At 68.8% G+C, this 21,248-nt stretch carries 18 protein-coding genes; 8 read left to right on the top strand and 10 right to left on the bottom strand.

The features are described from left to right. Nucleotides 1–241 precede the first annotated feature (241 nt). A complete protein-coding gene (gene hpnR / locus R6Y94_RS38550) occupies nt 242–1,777 on the top strand; it encodes a hopanoid C-3 methylase HpnR (RefSeq protein ID WP_318401656.1) in 1,536 nt (511 codons plus the stop codon). A gap of 144 nt (nt 1,778–1,921) precedes the next feature. On the opposite strand, the gene R6Y94_RS38555 is transcribed toward hpnR, so the two are convergent. Beyond that, the gene (locus tag R6Y94_RS38555) at nt 1,922–2,311 is read right to left on the bottom strand and encodes an STAS domain-containing protein (protein ID WP_318401658.1); all 390 of its coding nucleotides are present in this window, start codon (nt 2,309–2,311) and stop codon (nt 1,922–1,924) included. Nucleotides 2,312–3,170: 859 nt separating this feature from the next. Here R6Y94_RS38555 and R6Y94_RS38560 point away from each other — a divergent pair. The 3 genes from R6Y94_RS38560 (at nt 3,171) to R6Y94_RS38570 (ending at nt 4,276) form a co-directional block, all read left to right on the top strand. After that, a complete protein-coding gene (locus R6Y94_RS38560; RefSeq protein ID WP_318401660.1) occupies nt 3,171–3,392 on the top strand; it encodes a BON domain-containing protein in 222 nt (73 codons plus the stop codon). Between the two features lie 63 nt (nt 3,393–3,455). Next, nucleotides 3,456–3,827 (top strand): hypothetical protein, encoded by a 372-nt coding sequence (locus R6Y94_RS38565; RefSeq protein ID WP_318401662.1) that lies wholly within the window; start codon nt 3,456–3,458, stop codon nt 3,825–3,827. 5 nt (nt 3,828–3,832) lie between these two features. Then, complete coding sequence (locus R6Y94_RS38570) at nt 3,833–4,276, top strand: STAS domain-containing protein (protein ID WP_318401713.1); 444 nt, start codon at nt 3,833–3,835, stop codon at nt 4,274–4,276. A gap of 28 nt (nt 4,277–4,304) precedes the next feature. Here the strand turns inward: R6Y94_RS38570 and R6Y94_RS38575 are convergent, their stop codons facing one another. From R6Y94_RS38575 to R6Y94_RS38595, 5 genes are all read right to left on the bottom strand, one after another. After that, nucleotides 4,305–6,119, bottom strand: a complete 1,815-nt coding sequence (locus R6Y94_RS38575; RefSeq protein WP_318401664.1) for a glycoside hydrolase family 15 protein — start codon at nt 6,117–6,119, stop codon at nt 4,305–4,307. A gap of 12 nt (nt 6,120–6,131) precedes the next feature. Beyond that, on the bottom strand, nt 6,132–6,344 hold the full coding sequence (locus R6Y94_RS38580) for a hypothetical protein (protein ID WP_318401666.1): 213 nt from the start codon (nt 6,342–6,344) through the stop codon (nt 6,132–6,134). 233 nt (nt 6,345–6,577) lie between these two features. Then, nucleotides 6,578–6,772 (bottom strand): hypothetical protein, encoded by a 195-nt coding sequence (locus tag R6Y94_RS38585; RefSeq protein WP_318401668.1) that lies wholly within the window; start codon nt 6,770–6,772, stop codon nt 6,578–6,580. A 181-nt stretch (nt 6,773–6,953) separates the two neighbouring features. Beyond that, nucleotides 6,954–8,420, bottom strand: a complete 1,467-nt coding sequence (locus tag R6Y94_RS38590; protein WP_318401670.1) for a peptide MFS transporter — start codon at nt 8,418–8,420, stop codon at nt 6,954–6,956. 256 nt (nt 8,421–8,676) lie between these two features. Next, nucleotides 8,677–9,879, bottom strand: coding sequence for a DUF2254 domain-containing protein (locus R6Y94_RS38595; protein WP_318401672.1), 1,203 nt, complete (start codon nt 9,877–9,879; stop codon nt 8,677–8,679). Nucleotides 9,880–10,883: 1,004 nt separating this feature from the next. On the opposite strand from R6Y94_RS38595, the gene R6Y94_RS38600 reads away from it, so the two are divergent. From R6Y94_RS38600 to R6Y94_RS38610, 3 genes are read left to right on the top strand one after another with little or no spacing between them, the layout of a single operon-like run. After that, on the top strand, nt 10,884–11,561 hold the full coding sequence (locus tag R6Y94_RS38600; protein ID WP_318401673.1) for a response regulator transcription factor: 678 nt from the start codon (nt 10,884–10,886) through the stop codon (nt 11,559–11,561). Next, the gene (locus tag R6Y94_RS38605; RefSeq protein WP_318401675.1) at nt 11,558–12,913 is read left to right on the top strand and encodes a HAMP domain-containing sensor histidine kinase; all 1,356 of its coding nucleotides are present in this window, start codon (nt 11,558–11,560) and stop codon (nt 12,911–12,913) included. Before R6Y94_RS38600 ends, R6Y94_RS38605 begins: the two co-directional genes overlap by 4 nt. Next, nucleotides 12,910–13,500, top strand: coding sequence for a GerMN domain-containing protein (locus R6Y94_RS38610; protein WP_318401677.1), 591 nt, complete (start codon nt 12,910–12,912; stop codon nt 13,498–13,500). The genes R6Y94_RS38605 and R6Y94_RS38610 overlap by 4 nt, the downstream gene beginning before the upstream one ends. Nucleotides 13,501–14,115: 615 nt before the next feature. Here the strand turns inward: R6Y94_RS38610 and R6Y94_RS38615 are convergent. Together R6Y94_RS38615 and R6Y94_RS38620 are read right to left on the bottom strand one after the other, a co-directional pair. After that, nucleotides 14,116–14,532 (bottom strand): PRC-barrel domain-containing protein, encoded by a 417-nt coding sequence (locus R6Y94_RS38615; RefSeq protein WP_318401679.1) that lies wholly within the window; start codon nt 14,530–14,532, stop codon nt 14,116–14,118. A 252-nt stretch (nt 14,533–14,784) separates the two neighbouring features. Continuing rightward, nucleotides 14,785–15,138, bottom strand: a complete 354-nt coding sequence (locus tag R6Y94_RS38620) for an STAS domain-containing protein (protein ID WP_318401681.1) — start codon at nt 15,136–15,138, stop codon at nt 14,785–14,787. A 724-nt stretch (nt 15,139–15,862) separates the two neighbouring features. On the opposite strand from R6Y94_RS38620, the gene R6Y94_RS38625 reads away from it, so the two are divergent. Continuing rightward, nucleotides 15,863–16,945, top strand: a complete 1,083-nt coding sequence (locus R6Y94_RS38625) for an FUSC family protein (RefSeq protein WP_318401683.1) — start codon at nt 15,863–15,865, stop codon at nt 16,943–16,945. 992 nt (nt 16,946–17,937) lie between these two features. Here R6Y94_RS38625 and R6Y94_RS38630 read toward each other — a convergent pair. Together R6Y94_RS38630 and R6Y94_RS38635 are read right to left on the bottom strand one after the other, a co-directional pair. Continuing rightward, nucleotides 17,938–18,624, bottom strand: coding sequence for a response regulator (locus R6Y94_RS38630; RefSeq protein ID WP_318401684.1), 687 nt, complete (start codon nt 18,622–18,624; stop codon nt 17,938–17,940). Then, nucleotides 18,621–21,176, bottom strand: a complete 2,556-nt coding sequence (locus R6Y94_RS38635; RefSeq protein WP_318401686.1) for a DUF4118 domain-containing protein — start codon at nt 21,174–21,176, stop codon at nt 18,621–18,623. The genes R6Y94_RS38630 and R6Y94_RS38635 overlap by 4 nt, the downstream gene beginning before the upstream one ends. Between the last annotated feature and the right edge of the window lie 72 nt (nt 21,177–21,248).

The raw sequence follows: 21,248 nt of genomic DNA on the forward strand, positions 1-21,248 counted from the left end.
GGGCGAGTTCGGGCCGAACAACAAGCCGCGGATGAATCGACACGGCATTCTCTCCTTCACTGATCCTACCGTTCCGCCCAGCTCTGGTCGGAAACGCGGCATACCCGCCGACTTTCCCCGAAAACCTGCCTCGGCAACGAACGGGTGGATCTGCACCAGCGCTCACATTCACCGCGTGCAGTGGCGCAGTGTGTGCAAGGATGAACCGGCATATTGGCGGAAACCGGACGAGGTGGACGAGATGAAGGTCCTACTGGTGCATCCGAGCGTCCTGATGTACTCGGAGCTGTTCCTCCGCCTGGAGCCGTTGGGTCTCGAGTGCGTGGCCGCCGCGCTACGGGAGGCCGGCCACGACGTGCGGCTCGTCGATCTGCAGACCCACACCAAGGCCGAGCTGGCCAGGGAGTTCCTGAACTTCGGGCCGGACGCGGTCGGCTTCGGGCTCAACTACCTGGCGAACGTGCCCGAGGTCATCGAGCTGGCCCGCTGGTTCAAGGAACAGCCGCCGTCGCCCTACGTCTTCGTGGGCGGGCATTCGGTCTCGTTCATCGCCGAGCACATCCTGGAGCAGGCCGAGGGGGCGATCGACGCCGTCGTACGGGGCGAGGGAGAGATCGGCTCGGTGGCGCTGCTGGCTGCCGCCCGCGACGGCGCTGCCCACGAGGCATCCGGCGCCGTGACCCTCCAGGGCCGCGGTCCCCAACCGAAACTGCTGGACTCGATCGACGCGCCACGCCCGGCCCGCGACCTGGTCCGCCGCCGTAGCCGCTACTTCATCGGGGTCCTCGACCCCGCGGCATCGGTCGAGTTCACCCGGGGCTGCCCCTGGGACTGCTCCTTCTGCTCGGCCTGGACGTTCTACGGCCGCAGCTATCGCAAGGTCTCCGCCCCGGTCGCCGCCGAGGAGATAGCCAGGATCCGTGAGCCCGGAATATTCATCGTCGACGATGTGGCCTTCATTCGACCCGAACACGGGCACGCCATCGCAGCCGAACTGGAGCGCCGCAAAATCCGCAAACAGTACTATCTGGAGACTCGGGCCGACGTACTGCTGCGGAACACGGACGTATTCGCCCGATGGAAGAGACTCGGCCTGAACTACATGTTTCTCGGCATGGAGGCACTGGACGCCGAGGGACTGGACCTCTTCCGCAAACGCATCAGCCCGGACGAGAACATGAAGGCGCTGGAACAGGCCAGAAAGCTCGGCCTTTCGGTCGCCATCAACCTGATCGTCGACCCGCAGTGGGACTGTGAACAGTTCCGACTGGTCCGCGAATGGGCTCTGAGTGTGCCGGAAATCGTCCACCTTTCGGTGATGACGCCGTACCCGGGAACGGAGATCTGGCACACCCAGTCCCGAGAGCTCACCACCTTTGACTACCGGCTGTTCGACATCCAGCATGCGGTGACGCCCACCCGGCTGCCGCTGCACGAGTTCTACCGGGAACTGGTACGCACGCAATCGGTGATCAACCGTAAGCACCTCGGCATCGTCGCGCTGGCCCGGACCGCCGGACTGGTCTCCCGCCTCCTGGCGCATGGCCAGACCAACTTCGCCAGGATGCTCTGGGGGTTCTCCCGGGTGTACAACCCGGATCGGCTCTACGCGGAGCACCAGCGGCCGGTCCGATACCAACTTCCGGAACCCCAACCGCAACCGGTGGGGCCGCGTGACCGAAAACAGCTCTACATACACCTCAACCGCGCCGCCGGGCCGAGACCCACCTCCACCGGTGACACCGTCACCTCCGCCGACCCGCACAGCCCCGCCTGACAGTGGTCCGGGCAGTCCTCGCCCGCAGGACGGCGACCAGGTAAGTCGACGGGGGCGGCGAAAGACAACATCCGCCGTCTTCCAACCTCCCCTTGCGGTCCGTCGTGGCCGCAGGTGGGTGTCGGGTCACACGCGCCGCGCGGTTCAGGTTGAAAGGCTGGCCGCTTTCGACCCGCCGTCATCACTCTGCGCCTCCGCGGCGGCATCGACCCGCAACACATGGTCCACCCGGGCGATCTCGAGGAGACGACACAGTCGTGGTGACGGTCTCCGCAACTCCAACATGCCGCCGGTGCGTCGCATCCGGCGGTGCACCTCGAGCAACAACGCGATCCCGGCAGCGTCGACGTACTCGCAGTGCGCCAGATCGAGCACGATCCGTTCCGGCTTACGGTCGAGTGCCGCGTCGAACGTCGCATTGATCGTCGGTACCGCCGAATGGTCGAGCCAGCCGGAGACCGCCAGCTCGATTGTCGAGACGGTCGCCGTACCGTGGCGGCATCCGCCGCCAATCGCACTCTCGTCCTCGGACATCGACGCCTCCTCCGCGACCTTAGGTGTGCAGGATCAGCCTGCCTGCTGGTCTTCGCGGCTGTTCGGCGGAGATATGACAGTTCCATGACGCCCGTGGCGCCGGCTGACGCGCGCTCCCGTGCCGAACCTCACGCGTAGGGGATGCTGGTGCAGAGCCGGACAGCAGCGATCCGGCCTGCCGCACCGCCCGTGGTTCCTGAGGTAGGCGGTGGCGGTACGGACCGCCGGGAGCGGGAAACCGAACCGCTCGACACCCGCTTCTTGTCCGGCGGCGCCGTAGAACGCGCCCGCCGTCGTAGCTGATGTCACGAGACTGTCATAGGCCCGCGTAAGCCTCTCCACATAGCCGCACGAGGCTGGATCCAATACCGCCCGACGACAGGAGGGACGCGGTGACTACGTGGGCAACCAGCGGCCGTACGGACGCCGGTGATCGGGGTCGATCTCATCGGCCGCTGGACCTGACGTGCCGGGCGTCGGTGCGGGCGGTGCTGGACGCGGTCGTGCGGCTGCGCCCGGATCAGTTGGTACTGCGCCCGGATCAGTTGGTACTTGGCATGGTCCGGTCCGTGGCGACTGAAGCGGCAGGCGGCGCCCCGCTGCGTGATGTGCACCGGCACCCGCTGCGAAGCTCTGCCCGCTGCGCCCTTCGCGCGCCAACACGACGGCTGCGGCGGAGATCGCGGATCGCCCGCGTGGAGCAGGTGTTCCACGCAGCGCCTGCGGCGCCTCCGGTTCTGCCGGGGCGGGTGGGGCGCGTTCGGAGCGCGCCATGACGGGGCTGTGGCCGCTTCCCGATGACGGCTCCTGGTCTGGTCCGCCGTCCCGCCGCCAGGTACCTCGACCGCACGAGGACGAGGTGCTCGCTGACCGGGTCGTGGCGCGGTTGGTCCAGGACGAGCGGACCCGTCTGCAGGACATCGCCGTCGAGGTGCAGAACGCTGTCGCGATCCTCACCGGCCGGGTCGAAACGGCGGAGTTGATATTCGTCGCTGGCGGCCTGGCGTGGCAGACGATTGGCATCGTCGACGTCTGTAACGCCATCGAGTCGTCCGACGGGGACGATTTGGCCGGCATCTAGCCGATTCCGGGCAGTGGCCGCACCTGATGCAGGGGTGGCTGCACCTGGTGGCAGGGAGGAACTGTGCAGGCGATCATTTGTGGGGCGGGTATCGCTGGCCTCACGCTGGCCCGGTGGCTCGAACGGGACTCCTCGGAGGTGGTCCTGGTCGCGCGGGAGGACAGCCCACGGGCCGATGGATACATGATCGACTTCTTTGGCTCCGCCTTCGACGTGACCGGGACGATGGGGTTGCTGCCCGAACCGCGGCGGACGAATACCAAGGTTGTCGAGCTGTTCTATGTGAACCAGGACGAGCATGCCGAGGGCGATATTGCGTACTCGCGGATCGCACCGGTCTTCGCCGGCCGGATCCCGTCGTTCCGACGGCAGGCGCTGCGGCACGCATGCGGCGACCTCGGCGGCCTGACGGGGCCACCGGAGACCGGGACGTGAGCGCCATGAACGACCGCGGGCAGCCCGAAGCGACCATCTCGATCATTGAACAGCACACTGACTCCGGCGTCCGGCTTCTGCTGTCCGGCGAGATCGACCTGGCCACCGTGGGGCAGATCCGCGACGCGGTCACCGATCTGCTGACCCGGGACAACCCGTCGGCCATCGTGCTCGACCTCAAGGACGTGTCGTTCATCGACTCCTCCGGCATGGGTGAGCTGGTTCGTTGTCACCAGGCCGCTGCGGTGAGCGGTGGCGTCCTGAGGTTGGAGAACCTTGCCCCGTTCCCGCACCGGCAGCTATGGGCGACCGGGCTGCTCGGCCTGTTCGGCCTCGCCGACATACCTGGTCGCGACGAGATCCTGATGCCGCAGACCTCAGGAATCAGTCGGGAAACCCAGTCAACCGAGGTGTCGAGCCAGGCAGCGACTCGCGAATGTCACGACTGACCATTGGCACCGCCGGCCTATCGTGCTGTCATCCCGTGCGGGTGTGCTGCTCCTCGGCGCTCGCCGAGGTCCGCGTGGTGGTGCCACTGAGCTGGCGTGCCGAATTGACCAGGCCGACGAGGCTGAACGCCTGCGGCGTATTGCCCAACTGACGGCCGGTCACCGGATCGTACTGTTCGGCGAGCAGGCCGACGTCGTTGCGCAGGTCGAGCAGCCGCTCGAACAGTCTCGTGGCCTCCTCGGGGCGGCCGAGGCCGTGCAGGGCGTCGACGAGCCAGAAGGTGCAGGCCAGGAAGGCTCCCTCGTCGCCGGGCAAACCATCGACGTTCTCGTCCTCCTGGGGGTGGTACCGCAGCACGAACCCGTCGGTGCAGAGTTCGCGCTGTACGGCGTCGACGGTCCCGGCCACCCGGGGATCGGTCCAGGGCAGGAAGCCGACACGAGGCAGGAGAAGCAGTGCGGCGTCGAGTCCCCGGGAGCCGTAGAACTGGGTGAACGTGTTGCGCGCGGGATCGAAGCCGTGCCGGCACACCTCGGCGTGGATGTCGTTGCGAATTGCCGGCCATCGCTCGACCGGCCCGTCGAGTCCGTGCCGTTCTACGGCTTCGGCAGCACGGTCGAAGCCGGTCCAGGCGAGCACCTTGGAGTGGACGAAGTGCCGTCGCCGGCCACGGACCTCCCAGAGGCTGTTGTCGGGCTGGCGCCAGTTGCCCTCCAGGAAGTCGAGCAGGGCGCGTTGCAGGTCCCAGGCCGTCTCGTTCGGCGCGATCCCGGCCTCGCGGCCGAGATGGAGACTCTCCAGGACCTCTCCCCAGACGTCGAGTTGGAGTTGGTCGGCGGCGGCGTTGCCCACTCGTACCGGCCAGGAGCCCTCATAGCCGGAAAGCCAGTCAAGGGTGTACTCGGGCAGCCGGCGGGTGCCGTCCAGGCCGTACATGATTCGCAGTTTGGCGGGGTCCCCGGCGACGGCTCGCAGCAGCCATTCGCGCCACGCCTTGGCCTCCTCGACGTAGCCGGTACCGAGCAGGGCCTGCAGGGTGAAGGTCGCGTCCCGCAGCCAGCAGTAGCGGTAGTCCCAGTTGCGCGGTCCGCCGAGCTGCTCGGGTAGTGAGGTGGTGGCGGCCGCGACGATGCCGCCGGTCGGTGCGTAGGTGAGGGCCTTGAGGGTGATCAACGCCCGGCGTACCGCCTGGGGCCAGCGGCCCTGGTAGCTACAGCGCTCGATCCACCGGGTCCAGTACCGCTCAGTGTTCGTGACGGCCGCGTGCGGGTCGACGGGGTCGGGACGCGGTAGGTGCGACGGCTGGTAGGTGAGCACGAACGGCATCCTCTGGCCGGCGCGCACGGTGAAGTCGGACGTGATGGCGAGATTCGTACCGTGTAACGGGGCCTCGGTGTGCAGCCACAACGAGTCGGGTCCCGCCACGGCGCCGAGAGCGCCGTCGTACCGGCGGACCCAGGGCGCGACGTGCCCGTAGTCGAAGCGCAGCGCCAGCCGCATGTGCATGGGCACGGCGCCGGAGATTCCCTCGACGATCCGGACCAGGTCGGCGGCCTGGCCGCGGGGTGGCATGCAGTCGGTGAGCCGGACCGTGCCTTCCGGGGTGTCCCACTCGGTCTCCAGGATCAGGGTGTCGCCTCGGTAGCGGCGCCGGACGGCGCGGCGGTCGGCGGAAGGGGCGATTCGCCAGTGGCCGGCGCGGTCGTCGTGCAGCAGAGCGGCGAAGCATGCGGCGGAGTCGAAACGGGGCAGGCACAGCCAGTCGATCGAGCCGTCCCGGCCGACCAGGGCGGCGGTCTGCAGATCGCCGATAACGGCGTAGTCCTCGATGAGCCCGGGCACCGGGCGACCTCCTCAGGCGAGCGGGGTCAGGGTCAGCAGGAATGACGGCGTCGGGCCGGCCGGCAGGGGCTCGGCGAAGCGGTTCAGCGGCATCGGCCGGGCGAGCCGGTCGGCTTCGGCGAGTGCCTCGGGCGCTGGCCGGGCCGACCCGGACGATCTCGCTGCCCCCGGCGAGGAGCGAGCCAGCGATCGCGCGGCGTGGTAGCCGGCGGGTTCCGCGCTCACGACGGCGATTCCTGGTGGAGCCATGGCTGCACCCGTCCGTCGCTTCGTTGCCTCCATCCACAGTCGCTACCCTGGCTCTCTCGGTCCAAACGAGCGGCGGCCTCGGTGCCGGCGCCTGTGGGTGGTGCAGAAGCCGGGCGGCCGGGTGCCGAAACGACCCGCCGTCCGTGTCGACGCCGGTGGGCTCGGCAGGGGACTGGGGTGGCCGCTCCGCTCCACCCCAGGCTGCGGGGTCATTTGACCTGGAGGGGCGGGGACACGTCGGTGAGTGCGTTGCCGCCGTCGTACCGTGCCCGGGTGATCACGCTGAGGCTGCCGTTCGTCTCCAGGACGACGGCGGCCAGATCACCCGCTCCCTGACTCCTGGCTGCCTGCCGGATCCCGCTCTCGACGATCCGGTGGTGACGCATCACCTCTGGCAGCCACATCCGCCCGACGCCCGGCGTCGCCAGATGTTTGCCCAGCGCTGGCGTCCACGCCTCGGCGGCCGGCCCGCGCTCTTTCGTCCCGGATGCTCTGACGGCGGGCACCTGGGACGCGACGGCGACAGTTTTCGTGCAGAGGACGGCAGATCATCGACGGGACCTGCGCCGGCGATTCCGGTGATGGTCAGCGGACGCCGCTCATGAGCCGGCGTACGAGTGGGCTGAGGGCGGCGAGTATCAGGCCGAGCACGATGGCGGTGCCGCCGAGGATGCCGAAGTAGACGGCTTCCTGATCCTCGCTGTAGTACTTGGCGAGGGTGCCGGACATGGCGGTGCCGAGGGCCACCGAGAGGAAGAACAGCGCGACCATCTGGGTGTGGAAGGCGTGGGGTGCGAGTTTGGTGGACAGGGACAGTCCGACCGGCGACAGCAGCAGTTCGGCGACGGTGAACACGAGCAGGATGCCGATCAGTGCGAGTAGTGGTGCGCTGTTCGGCCCGCCGCCGGCAAGTGGCAGGAACAGCAGGAACGCCACGCCCATCACGACCGTACCGGTGGCGAATTTGACCGGGGCGGAAGGCTGTCGTGGGCCGAGTCTGGTCCACAGGGCGGCGAACAGACCCGCGAGGACGATGATGAAGACGGGGTTGATCGACTGTACCCAGGACACCGGCATCTCCCAGCCGAGGATCCGGCGGTCCAGTCGGGTGTCGGAGTAGATGGTCACGACGGTGAACTGCTGCTGGTACAGCGACCAGAACGCCGCGCTGGCGACGAACATCGGGATGAACGCGACGACCCGCCGTCGTTCGGTGCCGGTGATCGCCCTACTGGTCAGGATCACCACGAAGTAGGCCACCGCGGTGGCGGCGCTGAGCACGACGACGATGCCCGACAGCCGTCGTGCGGGCAGCAGCCCTGCGAACGCCGCCACGGCGACGAGACCGATCACGACGGCGGCGGCCGCCGCGACGAGGGGCCGGCGAGCGGTCGGCAACGGGTTCGGCACCTCACGCGCGGCGCCGGTCAACCGTCGGCGGCCGAGGGCGTACTGGGTCAGACCAGCCGCCATGCCGACCGCGGCGAGGCCGAACCCGTAGTGGAAGCCGGTGGTCTTCTGCAACAGACCGGTAGCCAGTGGCCCGAACAGCGCACCCAGGTTGATGCCCAGGTAGAACAGCGAGAATCCGGCGTCTCTGCGGTCGTCGCCCTCGGCGTAGAGCGTGCCGACCAACGAGGTGGCGGTGGCCTTCACCCCGCCGCTGCCGAACGCGATCAGGATCAGGCCGACACCGACACCGAGCAGGCCGGGCAGTAGCGCCAGGGAGACGTGACCGGCCATGACGAGAACGGCACTGTGGAACAGAACCCGCTCGGCACCGAACAACCGGTCGGCCAGCCACGCGCCGAGCACGGTGGACAGGTACACCAGTCCGCCGTACGCCCCGACGATGCTGGTGGCGGTGTCGCGGTTGATGCCGAGGCCGCCGTCGGCACTGGCGTAGTAGAGGTAGATGAGCAGGATGCCCTGCATGCCGTAGAAGGAGAACCGCTCCCAGAGTTCGACACCGAACAGGTTCGCCAGCGGTGGCGGCTGTCCAAAGAAGGTCCTGTTCCGCTCTGGCGCTGGCGCGGCATCGGTTGTCGCCATGACGTGCCGATACCCCATCCGCCCGAGAACTACGCCGAACCGGCGCGGCCTTCCCGTCTGGCGAATCGGTCGTCCGACGGCGCTGTCCGGCGATGCGGGTGTCGGGAGTACTCGTCAGACAGCAGTCCGTCGTACGGGTTGAGCCACGCCCGGTTTATGAAGGCACGGGACCCGATGCCAAAGGGGCTTGGGCGATGCCTCCCGTTGCTGGCGAGGCGGAGAAGCATCGGGTGGCTTGTCCGGTGCGTAAAACTCGTCAACCAGCGTCGGGCGTGCGGCGTCGGTCGACGGCGTCCCGGTATCGGGCTGGGGCGTCGGCCGCGAGGTCCTCGAGAACCGAGGCGAGCAGACGCAGGACGCGAGGCTGGCCCTGCCCGGCATGCCGGACGTCGTCGATGGCCACGGTGAGATAGCTCTCGTAGCTCTGCCGCCGCATCAAGGCCCGGATCTCGCCCGTGGAGTTCCGCACCACGTGCGGACCGTCCGATCGTTGCAGGAGCCGGCGTAGCAGGTCGTGCATCTCCTGGATGGCGCGGACGGCGGTGGTGATGTCGTTGATGCCGGGGGACAGGGCTCGTTCGGCGATGTCGGCGAGTTGGCGGAATCCGAAACCGATGTCCTGCCCAGGGGCGCGTTCAGGACCGACATCGATCGCCGTGAACACCTCGTCGGGCCGGACCGGGAGCGGTGGCGAGTGCCCCGCCCGATGCACCCTCAGCAGCGGAGCGCCCGCGACGACGTACTCGCCCGGCAGCGGCACCACCACCAGAACGCAGCGACGCCGGTCGGCAACGGCGGCGAGCCGGGGCAGGTCGGTGGTGGTGACAACACCCGCTCCAGGTGCGGTCAGGACCTGCTCGACCGGTCCCAGGGGCCCCGTTGCGGGGCCCCCTTCGCCCGGATCGAGATGCCGGTGGACGGACCGGCGGGTCTGGGCGCCGATCGAGGCGATCACGTGTGACACCCGCATGATGGTGGTCATGTGGTGCAGGTAGTAGATGAACGCGGCGACGCTGATCAGCACCATGACGATGGAGATCGTCAGCGACAGCTCGGGCAGCCGGGTGCCGGCGGAGTCGGGGAGCGTCGCAAGGAGCGCCATCGAGTACAGGAACGTCGCGACGAACGTACCGAGTACGACCTGGATCCCGCGGTCCTGCAGGAAGGTCCGGAGAGCTCTGGGCGAGTACTGGCTGCTGAAGAGCTGAAGGGCGACCACTGTTATGGAGAAGACCAGGGCGGTGAACGAGATCATCGCAGTGATGATCGAGGAGAGGAGGGCGCGGGCGCCAGCGGGACCGCTGGGCAGGATACCGCCCAGCGGGAGCACGAGCCGCGCCTCCACCGCCGAGAGGACGATTGCCAACGCGACCGAGGCGGCCGCGAACAGGGCTGGCAACAACCAGAAGCTGCTCCAGATGGAAGCGACCTGGAAGGACCAGCTTCGCGGTCGGGACATCACCCGCGCACCATGCCCGCTGCCCGACGGACCATACCTGTCGCCAGGGAGTCGGCCCAGAGACGCGGGCCGGTGTCAGGTCTGACGGTGGAGGGACAGAAGGACATCCCCGCTTACGGGCATTTAAGCGACGTAGCCGATTTTTATCCGAATCAGCCTTCCTGTCCGGCTGGACCTGCCCTACGAACGGCCGTTCGAACCCGCGGGCCAACGACGACGCCGGCATACCGGGTTCGTGGCCGTCGGACGGGCGTCAAACCCGATGCTCAACCCTGGCGTGGCAGCGGACACACGTTTTCGTCGCATGCCCGCCCGGGCGGTGACGTCGATGTGGCTATTGCCACCGCAGTTCCGAAAACGGGTGATGATATCGAGAAACACGACCTCGCCTCAGGGACCTCGGTGCGGCCCCACCGGTGACCCGCGACGTGCCGGTGCGGCCACGGCAGGCTCCGGCTGACCCTGGTTCCACCTGTGTTGATCGCGGACAACGTCACCCACAAGATGACACGGGCGATGGCCCGTCAGGCGGCTTCCTCCGGGGGTTGTCCGAATCGCGGGTCGTACCATAAATATCAAGAAGTAAGCCGCAATGGTCTTTGTGCGTTTTTCAAACGCTCGAAGGCCCTGCCTCACCCCGCCCAGGCGGGGGCTGCGGCGGGCGGGGTGAGGGCTCGAGGGCGCCGTCCGTCACGTCGTGGCCGGGCCCACGACGACGCCAGCACCGTCCTCCGACCGGCACGACGCTCCGCGGTCATACGACGTTCCAGCTTCCGCCGGAGTGCCAACCCTGCTTCGGGGAGGGCGCGTAGGCAAGGAACGGCCCGCGCGTCGATCGCCTGGCTGAACGACGACCTCCGCGTTGTGCAGGTGCTGTTCTGGGGATGGATTCAGCCTCTGATCGCGGTATGGCGGTACCCCGGCGGTTATGTGACAGTCGCGTGACAAACCGCCAAGACGCACGCCGGCGTGCCTACGGTTGTGCGGCTGGGCATGATTTAGCGATGGAACACGTGCTGTTGATCGAGGACGATGATCGTATCCGGCTGTCGTTGACGCTTGGACTGGAAGACGAGGGCTACACGGTCCGGGGCGCGGCGACGGCGGAGGAGGGACTGCGGGAGCAGCGACGCGCTCCCGCCGACACCGTGCTGGTCGACCTGATGCTGCCCGGCCTCGATGGCTTCGAGTGCATCCGGCAGCTGCGTTCTCGCGACGACGTGCCGATCGTGGTGATCAGCGCGCGCGACGACACGCACGACATCGTGGCGGCGCTGGGAGCTGGCGCGGACGACTACGTGGTCAAGCCGGTGGCGGTGAAGGAGCTGGCCGCGCGGCTGCGGGCGTTGCGGCGCCGGGCCCGCGCGAGCACGGTCTCGGCCGTGCCGGCGCTGGTCTTCGAGGACCTCGAGATCCGGCCGGAGGCTGGCGAGGTGGCCCTGCGGGGCGAGCCGGTGGCGGTGACCCGCACCGAGTTCCGGCTGTTGTGTGAGCTGGCCGAGCATCCGGGCCGGGTACTGTCCCGGGCGCAACTGCTGGAGCGGGTCTGGGAGTACGCGTACGGGGATGAGCGCCTCGTCGACGTGCACGTCGGCAGGCTGCGGCAGAAGATCGAGGACGACCCGACGGCGCCACGGCATCTGGTGACCGTCCGCGGCATGGGTTACAAGCTGCTCAGATGAGACGTCCTGGCCTGCGCACCAGGGTCGCCGCTGGCTTCGCGGCGGGCGCGTTCGCCCTGTCGGCGTCGATGGCGGCCCTCACGTACGAGTTCACCAGCCAGGCGCTGATGGCCGGCCGCGAGCGCGGTGCCCTGCGCTCGGCGTACCTTGACGCCGGTGTCGTGCACGCGGGTCTGGCTACCGAGCCGCCCGACATCTCGGCCGTGCTCAGCACCCTCAACACTGGAAACACGCGGCGGGCCGTGCTTCGTCGTGAGAGCCGCTGGTACGCACGTGCCGCCGACGTGGGCCTGACCGACGCGATACCGTCAGGGCTGCAGCGGCTGGTCGAGCAGGGCAAGGTCGGGATGCAGCGGGTCCGTACCGACAGCGGTCCGGCCGTCGTCGTCGGCGTCCCGTTGCCGTCCGACACCGGTTTCTACGTCGTCGACTCGATGCGCGAGCTCGACCAGACCCTGCGTACCCTCGCCTTGGTGCTCACGTTCGTGGCAGCGGGTACGACGGCGGCCGGCGCCGGACTCGGCTGGTATCTGACCCGGCGCGTGCTGCGCCCGCTGGACACGGTCACCGCTGCCGCGCGCGAGATCACCGCCGGCGACCTCGGCGCCCGTCTCGACCCGGCCACGGAACCGGATCTCGAACGGTTGACGACATCGTTCAACGAGATGGTCGACCAGCTCTCCGCCCGGCTGGAACGGGATCGGCGGTTCGCCGCCGACGTCAGCCACGAGCTGCGCTCGCCGCTGCAGACGCTGTCCGCCGCCGCCAGCGTGCTGGACCGGCACCGCCCGCGCCTCGATGACCGCGCCGCGACCGCCGTCACCCTGCTCTCCGACGAGGTGGCCCGCTTCCAGCGGCTGGTCACCGACCTGCTGGAGCTGGCCCGCGACGACCAGCCCCCGCAGCGCACACCAGTCGAGGTCGCCGACCTGGCGCGCGAGGAATGCCACACCCGCGGCCTGCCGCCGGAGGTGGTGCAGGTGGTCGACGGAAGCTCAGCGACCTGGTCGGTCGACGGGCGCCGCTTCAGCCAGATCCTGAGCAACCTGCTCGACAACGCCGAACGGCACGGGGGCGGACCGACCGCTGTGCGCCTCAGCCAGACACCCGACGTCTTCGTCCTGGAGGTCGACGACGAGGGGCCCGGCGTACGACCGGAAGACCGCGCCGACATCTTCGACCGATTCGTACGTGGTCGCGCCGCCAGCGCGAGGGGAGACAGCGACGGCACCGGCCTCGGCCTCGCCCTCGTGGCCCGGCACGCCAGCGCGCACGGCGGCCAGGCGGCGGTTACCGACCGGCCCGGCGGCGGCGCCCGCTTCCGCGTCGAACTGGGCAGGACGAACCCGTGACCACCCCCATCGGATTCCGCCGGGCCGCCGCGCTGCCACTGCTGCTCGCGGCCGTCGTCGCCGGCTGCGGAGTACCAGCCGAGGACACCGCCCGGGAGGTGGATCCACCGGACGGGGTTTCGCACGCCTGGGCGACCCAGACACCGCTCGATCCCGCTCCAGGCGTCGGCGCCATCCCGGCCCGTCTGTACCTGGTGCGGGACGGCGAACTCGTCGCCGTCACCCGTCACGTCGATACGCAACCCAGCGTCGACGAACTCGTGGACGCCCTGCTCGCCGGCCCCACCGATGCCGAACAACGCGACGGCCTCACCAGCGCGCTACTCGGCAACGACATCGTCGTCGGCGTCCAGTTCAGCGGCGGTCGGGCCACGGTCGAACTGACCGATACCCTGGACGAGACCGGCCGCAGCGACCAGATCCTCGCGTTCGCGCAGATCGTCTGCACCCTCGCGGCCAGGCCCGGCGTCACGGCCGTGTCGTTCACCCGCGCCGGGCAGCCCGTCGGCGTTCCCCGCGCCGACGGCTCGCTGTCCGAATCTCCGGCGACCGCCGCCGACTACGCGAGCCTCGTCAGCGGCCGATAGGCAGCGGTTCCAACGGCCGCGCGGTGACCTCGCTGCCGGAGCTTGCCAGCCGTCATAGCCATTCGATGGTGACTCTCGCGAGAGATTGCCGTCGCGTGAGGTCAACGCTCGGTAGCCTCACCGGCTTTGGCGCATCGACTGTGGCAGCCGACGCACGAGTCGTGACCAACCATCTGCCAAGCATTGTGCGTCTGCCGATCGGACGTGTCGCTCCTGCCGGACGCGATCAGTGGCGGTAGCGGCGGATCAGACTTGTGAGAGTGGCCTGCGAGGCCGTTTGTCGACGGTGACCACGGCGGCCGTCGCCGCCGTGCGTGTTCTGGCGACGTCGACGCCGTGGTCCCTTCTCCGGTTGAAACAGCCACCACGTGCCGGCGACGAGCAACGCCGCCACCAGTAGGATCCGCACCGGGAGGGCGCCCGTGAGCAGCGGGCGGTCGGGGTCGCGGCGAAATGGCTGTACGCACTCGGTTGGGGCGCCTTTCAAACATCCCTTGGCCAGGACTCGATGATTGCCTCGGGATGCCGTCCTCGTTCGAGTGATTGGCATGACGATCCTCGCCCGGCGATGCCGAGAAGGTTGCCACCGCAGCCACCGCAGTGTCGCTAGGCGGGTCAGCGGTAGTAAGGATAGCCGGGGTAGACATACCCGGGCGCCCAGAACGGAACGTAGTCGTAGTGGCCGTATAGCCCCTCAAAGTCGGGCCCGTCGACCAGGGACGGGTCATATCCGGGCGCGTCCGAGACCCGTTTGCCGGACTCGTTGACGTAGACGGCGTCGTCGTCGACACGGGCGACGGCGTCGACAGGGACGAACAACGGGGTGGCGCCGATGCCGAGGATGCCGCCCTGCTCAACGAGCAGGAAGCGGACCTTGTGGTGCTCACCGTCGATCAGCAGGTCTTCGACCTTGCCGATGTCGTTACCGTCGCGATCGCGGACCTTCCGGTCTCGGATGTCCTCGGCCGGGTCGGCTAGGACCTGCCCGGAATCGCTGAGCCTGACCAGGGAGGCTTTGCTCTCTTGCCTCATCGTTCTCCTCCTTGCGTGCCTCGGTACTTGTCTTCGGTTGGGAGTCGTCATCCCGACGGGCACACGGAGTGCCAGGTGGCCTCGGGCCGCGTGCGTAGTGACGACAAGTCCTGCTGACCCTCCGGCATCCGCTCAGCCACCACGCGGGCGACGCCGCCTGCTTAGCCTGCCGATGGCAGCGGTGCGTGCAAGCACCTCCCCAAGGCGGGTGCCCATCCGCAACGGCCTCGTGCCCTGGGGTGACGAGGTCGGTCAGGTGTCGCCGTTCACCTGGTGCTGCGCCTCTTCGGCTGCGGCCCGGGGCAGGACAGCGGTGAGACCGCGCGTGCGAAGGTGTTCGTAGACACTGGGGCGAGACTCGACGACCACGAGAGCGGCGCCACACGCGGCGGCGGCGGTGTAGCCCGACCTCAGGGCGTCCACACCCGCGTCGTCGATCGCCGGTACCGCTCGAAGGTCGACGAGAATCGTGTCGGGCTTCGTGGCGGCCAGCACCGCCGTAACCCGGTCCCGCAGTTTGAATGCGTTGGCCGAGGTGATGGCACCGTCGGGTTGGATTGCGATCGACGCGTCGGGCAGCCGACGGGTAGCGATGATTAGTGTCATGATTCCTCCATGGAAATTGGGAGGCCATACACCCTGGTGTGCGATCAGGTCGGGTGCATCCCGTTGGGTGTGCCAGCAATGGCCTGGGGATGACCGTAGGCGGCAGTGCCGGGTGGGTATCGGCCGGCCTCGTCGTATCGGACCAAGTTATCCATCCGATGTGGCGATCCGTCCGCGGGCATGTGTCAGTCCTGTGACGGGCGAGCTGGGCCCGAGGCAGGCGGACCGGCGCTTCAGATAAGAGCGCGTGTTGAGTTGTTCGTTGCCGTACGAGGTCGGGGGTGAAGGTCCTGCCCGGATCCTGCCCGGGGCGGTGACAGGGGTACGGTCGGCGTTGGCGGTGAAGTGAGCCACTGACGGGCCTCGTCAACGATGCCCCGCATTCCAAGCCTGCTCGCACTGGCGGCATGTCGCAGCCCTTCCTTCCTCGGGACCGTTGGACCATGTCGACAATCAGACGAGGCCAAGGTAGAACTTCCTACGCGATTTTCGTTCTCTGCCTAGGTTGCTGGTCGGGTCAGAGAGCAGACGGCGCAGGGAGTTCGAGAAAGCGAGCGTGGTTTGGCTCCTATCCGGACGGGTAGGTCCTGCTATGGCGGCTTCTGGACCGGGCTACCGATCGTCGCTCACCTCCCTGTTGAACTGGCTGGCAAAGGTGGCCCCGGGGGTGCAGCGCCGGAGTGCGGAGGAAGGGCGGCTACGGCTACGTCAGATGGAGATCTTGGTGCTGATCTCGGTCCAGGCAGGGCTCGCTGCCGGTCTGGCCGCCTGGCTCTCGGGGAATGTACTGGGTAATTCCAACCCGGTCTTCGCACCGACCGCGGCCGTCGGCACCATCGTCGCCGGTATAGGCCAACGGACTCGCCGCACCGTAGAACTGCTGGTCGGCGTTGGACTCGGCATCGCCGTCGGTGACGCTCTGATCATCATCGTCGGGTACGGCCCATGGCAGACCGCTGTCATTGTCGCCATGGCGATCGGCATCGCTCTGGGTCTGGTGGGTCGTGGTGGGACCGTGGTCAGCCAGGTGGGTGGTACCGCCGTGTTGATCGCGACCTTGTCGTCCAGCGAGCGCAACCTCGAACTGCCGCGAATCGTCGACGCGGCGACGGGAGGAGGGGTCGGACTCCTCGTTGTCGCGTTGCTGCTGCCGCTAAGCCCGATTCACATCGTGAACGGGGCGGCCCGACCGATCTTCCAAACCTTGGAGACTCAGCTCAGGGAGACAGCCGCGTCGCTCCGCACCTGGGACGCCAACCGTGCGGCGCGGGCAATGGAGACTCTTCGGGCGCTGTCTCCGGACCTGGAGCGGCTGCAGGAGGCGGTCGCTGGGGCGGAGGAGATCGTGACGGTGGCTCCGGCTCGCTGGGGACGCCGGCAGGAGTTCGAACACTACGCCCGGGGCGTCAAACATCTGGTCCGGGTGGTGGATGACGCTCAGGATCTCGCGCGCCGTGCGACGACGATGGTCGGGTACCGGGAGCCGTTGCCTGAATCCATGATCGATTGTGTGGAGGTGCTGGCGGATGCGGTCCGGCAGTTGCACCGGGAGGCGCGGACTGGGCGTAACCCCGAAGCCACCCGACGGCGGGCGCTGGAGGCTGTCCATGCGGCTGGCCGAGCCCGCAGCGAAGGCGTCCAGCTCTTCGGCGATGCCGTTGTGGCACAGGTTCGTGTCACCGCGAGCGACGTGGTCAGAGCGACGGGCTGCTCGATTCCGGAGGCCAATGAGATGGTGCGGCATGCCGCGCAGGAGGGCGAGGCGGGCGATTGGACGGGAGACGGTCCCGACCCGGGACGAGGATGAGGGGCGTGGGAGCGGAACTTCGCCGTGGGCTGCCCGATTTTGCTGACTCCGACCGGCCCCGCTGAGCTTTCTCGTGTACGCGCCTCACCCGCTTGTCACGGCGGCGCCGGGGTAGGCGCTGCTGGGACTCCGTGACGAGGGATGCGGCGAGGGCGTGGTCGGACCAGGCAGAAGCCGTACCCGACGAAGGGGTGACGGATGGCCGAGCGGGCGACCGGGGTTGCGGGCATCGACGTGCACGCCTTCACCGTGCCAACCGACGGGCCGGGTGGAGTTGAGCAGGACGGCACACGGGTGGGTGGAAACCGTGACTTCTAGCCAGGGCGGGACTCGCCGTGGTGGGCGCCGCTGCTGAGCGGGCAGGAACCCGCGTACGGCTTGGGACCGGCGATCGCGTGTGGTTGCCAGGGCTACAGCACCTGGCTGGCCGTCGATGACAGGTCAAGCGCCAGCACCGGCGGCCCGCGCCCACCCTGTCAGTTCCGGTCATGGTGAGACTCCTCTGTGTCAGCGGGGCAGGGTCAGCGGGTAGATGTCGGCGTGGGCGCGGTCGTAGCGGCGCCGGGCGCGCTGGTCGGCGGTGGTGACCTCGGCGCAGCCGTCGCAGAGCCGCACCCTGGCGACAGGGGATCGGCGGCGGAACAGGCGGATTTGAGATCTGTCAATCTAGACGCATGTCGAAACAGGCGCCGGTGCTCAGCCTGGATCCTTGCTGTAGGGCCGCGGCCCGCTCCCTCGATGCCGGAGGACGTTTCGCGCCGGTGTCTGTGTGTGTCTATGGGGGGGCGCGCGTGTTTCGGGATCGGGTGGGATTCCGGCGACTGTTTAGTCTTCTGATCCGTTCTTGTCGGGTTCGGGTGGGGGTTCGGCAGGCGGGTGTAGTGGGGCCCTGTTGAGCAGGCTGGCGCCGAGGAGTACGGCGAGGAAGATCGCTGCGACGGCTAGGACGGCCACGGCTAGGTGCTTGAGAAGGTCCATGGGTCTCCTGGTCTTCATGGTTGGTAGCGGTAGCCCATACCGGGTTCGGTGATGAGGTGGCGGGGTCGGGCGGGGTCGGTTTCGAGTTTGCGGCGTAGTTGGGCCATGTATTGGCGGAGGTAGTTGGTTTCGTTCTGGTATTCGGGTCCCCAGACCTGGTGTAGGAGCTGTCGTTGGGTGATCAGCTTGCCGGGGTTGCGGAGCAGTTGTTCGAGTACGCCCCATTGGGTTGGGGTGAGTCTGATGTCGGTGCCGTCGTCGTGGGTGACCGTGCGGGTGGTGAGGTCGACGGTGTGCCGGCCGACCTGTGCAGTCGGGTTGGTGGTTGGTTCGGTGCCGTGGCTGTGTCGGCGGGTGGCGGCGCGGATGCGGGCGAGGAGTTCGTCGACGCCGAAGGGTTTGGTGACGTAGTCGTCGGCGCCGGCGTCGAGCGCGGTGACCTTGTCGCTGCTGCCGGTGCGTCCGGAGAGCACGATGATCGGGACGGTGGTCCAGCCGCGGAGTCCTCGGATGACGTCGACGCCGTGGATGTCGGGCAGTCCGAGGTCGAGTACGACGAGGTCGGGTGGGTGGCTGGCGGCGGCTTTGAGCGCGTCGGTGCCGGTGGCGGCGAGTTCGACGTGGTAGCCGCGGGCGCGCAGGTTGATGCGTAGGGCGCGCAGGATCTGTGGTTCGTCGTCGACGACGAGGACGCGGGTCATTCCTGCGGGCCCTCCGTGAGCGGCGTCGGTGTGGCGGCGGGCAGCCGCAGCACCATGGTGAGTCCTCCGCCGGGGGTGGTTTCGGGGGTGATGTTGCCGTGCATGGCCTCGGCGAGGCCGCGGGACAGCGCGAGGCCGAGGCCGGTCCCGGTGGTGTTGTCCCGGTCGCCGAGGCGTTGGAACGGTTGGAAGACGGGTTCCCACTGGTCTTGGGGGATTCCGGGTCCGCGGTCGATGACGCGCAGTTCGACCTGGCCGGCGTGGGCGCTGGCGGTGATGGTCGGTGGCTGGTCTGGTGGGCTGTGGCGTAGGGCGTTGGCGATGATGTTGACGAGGACCCGTTCGAGTAGGCCGGGGTCGGCCAGCGCGGCGGGTAGGTCGGCGGGGATGTCGGTGGCGACGTCGGTGGCGGCGGGTCCGAGTTCGTCGAGTGCGCGGGGTACGACGTCTTCCAGGCCGAGGGCTATGGGGTGGACGCCGAGGGCGCCGGCCTGGAGGCGGCTCATGTCGAGCAGGTTGGCGACGAGTCGGCTGAGCCGCTCGAGGGACTCGTCGGCGGTGGCGAGTAGTTCTTCCCGGTCGGCGGCGTCGAATTCGACCTCCGGGCTGCGCAGGCTGGAGATGGCGGCCTTGGCGGAGGCGAGTGGTGTGCGCAAATCGTGGCTGACGGCGGCGAGGAGCGCGGTGCGCATGCGGTCGGCTTCGGCGAGGGGCTTGGCGGTGGCGGCTTCCGCGGCGAGGCGTTCCTGGCGCAGCGCGAGGGCGGCTTGGGCGGCGAACGCTTCGATGATGTGTCGGTCGGAGGCGTGTAGGGGGCGGCCGGCGAGGACGACGGTGAGTCGTTCGTCGACCGGGACGGTGGTCTGGCCGGCGTCGGGACTGGCTGGCGGGTTGTCTCCGACGGTGGCGACCACCTGCCACACGGCGTCGTCGCGGCTGCGGTCGGGGCGGCCGGCGGCGTCGTGGGCGATTTCCAGGATGCTGACCGCGCGCAGCCCGAATGTTTCCCGTAGCTGTTCCAGCAGGGCGGGCAACGGTCGTTCGCCGCGGAGCACGCCGCCGGCGACGGTGGCGAGGGTCTGGGCGTCGGCGGAGGCGCGGGCTGCTTCGCGGGTGCGGCGGGCGGCGAGGTCGACGACGCCGCTGACGGCGATGGCGACGCCGACGAATACGGCCAGGGCGAGCAGGTTGTCGGGGTCGGCGATGGTGAACGTGTAGAAGGGTGGGGTGAAGAACCAGTTCAGCAGCAGGGATCCGCCGAGTGCGGCGAGCAACGCCGGCCACAGTCCGCCGGTGAGGGCGATTCCGACGACGACGGCGAGGAAGATGAGGATGGCGTTGATCAGGGTGAGGTCGGGTAGGGCCTTGAGCAGCGCGGTCAGGGCGGGCATGCCGGCGATGGTGAGGGTGAGGCCGAGTAGTCGGCGCCGCTGGGACAGCGCCGTCGGCGCTGTGGCTGCCCGCCGGCCCCGGCCGACTTCGGGGTGGGTGACGAGGTGGACGTCGATGGGTCCGGACAGCGCGGTGGTGGTGACCCCGACTCCGCGGGAGATGAGGTGGGCGAACCGGCCGCGGCGGCTGGCGCCGAGGACGAGTTGGGTGGCGTTGACGCCGCGGGCGAAGTCGAGCAGCGCGGCGGGGATGTCGGTGCCGAGGACGTGGTGGTAGGTGCCGCCCAGGCTCTCCACGAGCACCCGTTGTTGGGCGAGTTGGGCGGGATCGGCGCCAGCGAGGCCGTCGCTGCGGGCGACGTGCACGGCGAGCAGGTCGGCGCCTTTGCTGCGGGCGGCGATGCGGGCGGCCCGTCGGATCAGCGTGTCCCCCTCGGGCCCGCCGGTGAGCGCCACGACGACTCGTTCGCGGGCTTCCCAGGTTGCCGAGATACCTTGCTGCGCCCGGTACGCGTCGAGCTGCTCGTCGACCTTGTCCGCGAGCCAGAGCAGTGCCAGCTCGCGCAGCGCGGTGAGGTTGCCGACGCGGAAGTAGTTGCCGAGCGCCGCGTCGATTTTGTCCGGGCGGTAGATGTTGCCGTGCGCCATGCGCCGGCGCAGCGCCTCGGGGGTCATGTCGACGAGTTCGACCTGTTCAGCGGCCCGCACGATGGCGTCGGGGACGGTTTCCCGCTGGGTGGTGCCGGTGATCTGGGCGACGACGTCGTTGAGCGACTCCAGGTGCTGGATGTTGACCGTGGAGAGCACGGAGATCCCGGCGTCGAGCAGTTCCTGGACGTCCTGCCAGCGCTTGGAGTTGCTGGAGCCGGGCACGTTGGTGTGGGCCAGTTCGTCGACGATGGCGACCTCGGGCCGGCGGGCGAGCACCGCGTCGAGGTCCATCTCGGTGAACTCGGCGCCGCGGTAGGTCATGGTGCGTCGGGGCAGTTGTTCCAGGTCGCCGATCATGGCGGCGGTGTGGGTGCGGCCGTGGGTCTCGACGTACCCGATCACCACGTCGGTGCCGCGTTCGAGACGCCGGTGCGCTTCCTCCAGCATCGCGTACGTCTTTCCGACGCCCGGTGCGGCGCCCAGGTAGATGCGCAGCTCCCCTCGTGGCACGCGGCCATCCTCTCTGCTGGCGAATCCGTGGCCCTGGGACGGGCGAGGTGGCCCTGGGCCGGACCCGGAGGG

Source organism: Plantactinospora sp. KLBMP9567 (assembly GCF_033446045.1).
GTDB lineage: Bacteria > Actinomycetota > Actinomycetes > Mycobacteriales > Micromonosporaceae > Plantactinospora.

Bases quoted from the DNA above. Each gene is read 5' to 3' on its own strand.
- hpnR (WP_318401656.1), top strand. From the start codon at position 242: ATGAAGGTCCTACTGGTGCATCCGAGCGTCCTGATGTACTCGGAGCTG.
- R6Y94_RS38605 (WP_318401675.1), top strand. From the start codon at position 11,558: ATGAGACGTCCTGGCCTGCGCACCAGGGTCGCCGCTGGCTTCGCGGCG.
- R6Y94_RS38585 (WP_318401668.1), bottom strand. From the start codon at position 6,772: ATGTGGCTGCCAGAGGTGATGCGTCACCACCGGATCGTCGAGAGCGGG.
- R6Y94_RS38620 (WP_318401681.1), bottom strand. From the start codon at position 15,138: ATGACACTAATCATCGCTACCCGTCGGCTGCCCGACGCGTCGATCGCA.
- R6Y94_RS38595 (WP_318401672.1), bottom strand. From the start codon at position 9,879: ATGTCCCGACCGCGAAGCTGGTCCTTCCAGGTCGCTTCCATCTGGAGC.
- R6Y94_RS38570 (WP_318401713.1), top strand. From the start codon at position 3,833: ATGAACGACCGCGGGCAGCCCGAAGCGACCATCTCGATCATTGAACAG.
- R6Y94_RS38555 (WP_318401658.1), bottom strand. From the start codon at position 2,311: ATGTCCGAGGACGAGAGTGCGATTGGCGGCGGATGCCGCCACGGTACG.
- R6Y94_RS38615 (WP_318401679.1), bottom strand. From the start codon at position 14,532: ATGAGGCAAGAGAGCAAAGCCTCCCTGGTCAGGCTCAGCGATTCCGGG.
- R6Y94_RS38600 (WP_318401673.1), top strand. From the start codon at position 10,884: ATGGAACACGTGCTGTTGATCGAGGACGATGATCGTATCCGGCTGTCG.
- R6Y94_RS38590 (WP_318401670.1), bottom strand. From the start codon at position 8,420: ATGGCGACAACCGATGCCGCGCCAGCGCCAGAGCGGAACAGGACCTTC.
- R6Y94_RS38630 (WP_318401684.1), bottom strand. From the start codon at position 18,624: ATGACCCGCGTCCTCGTCGTCGACGACGAACCACAGATCCTGCGCGCC.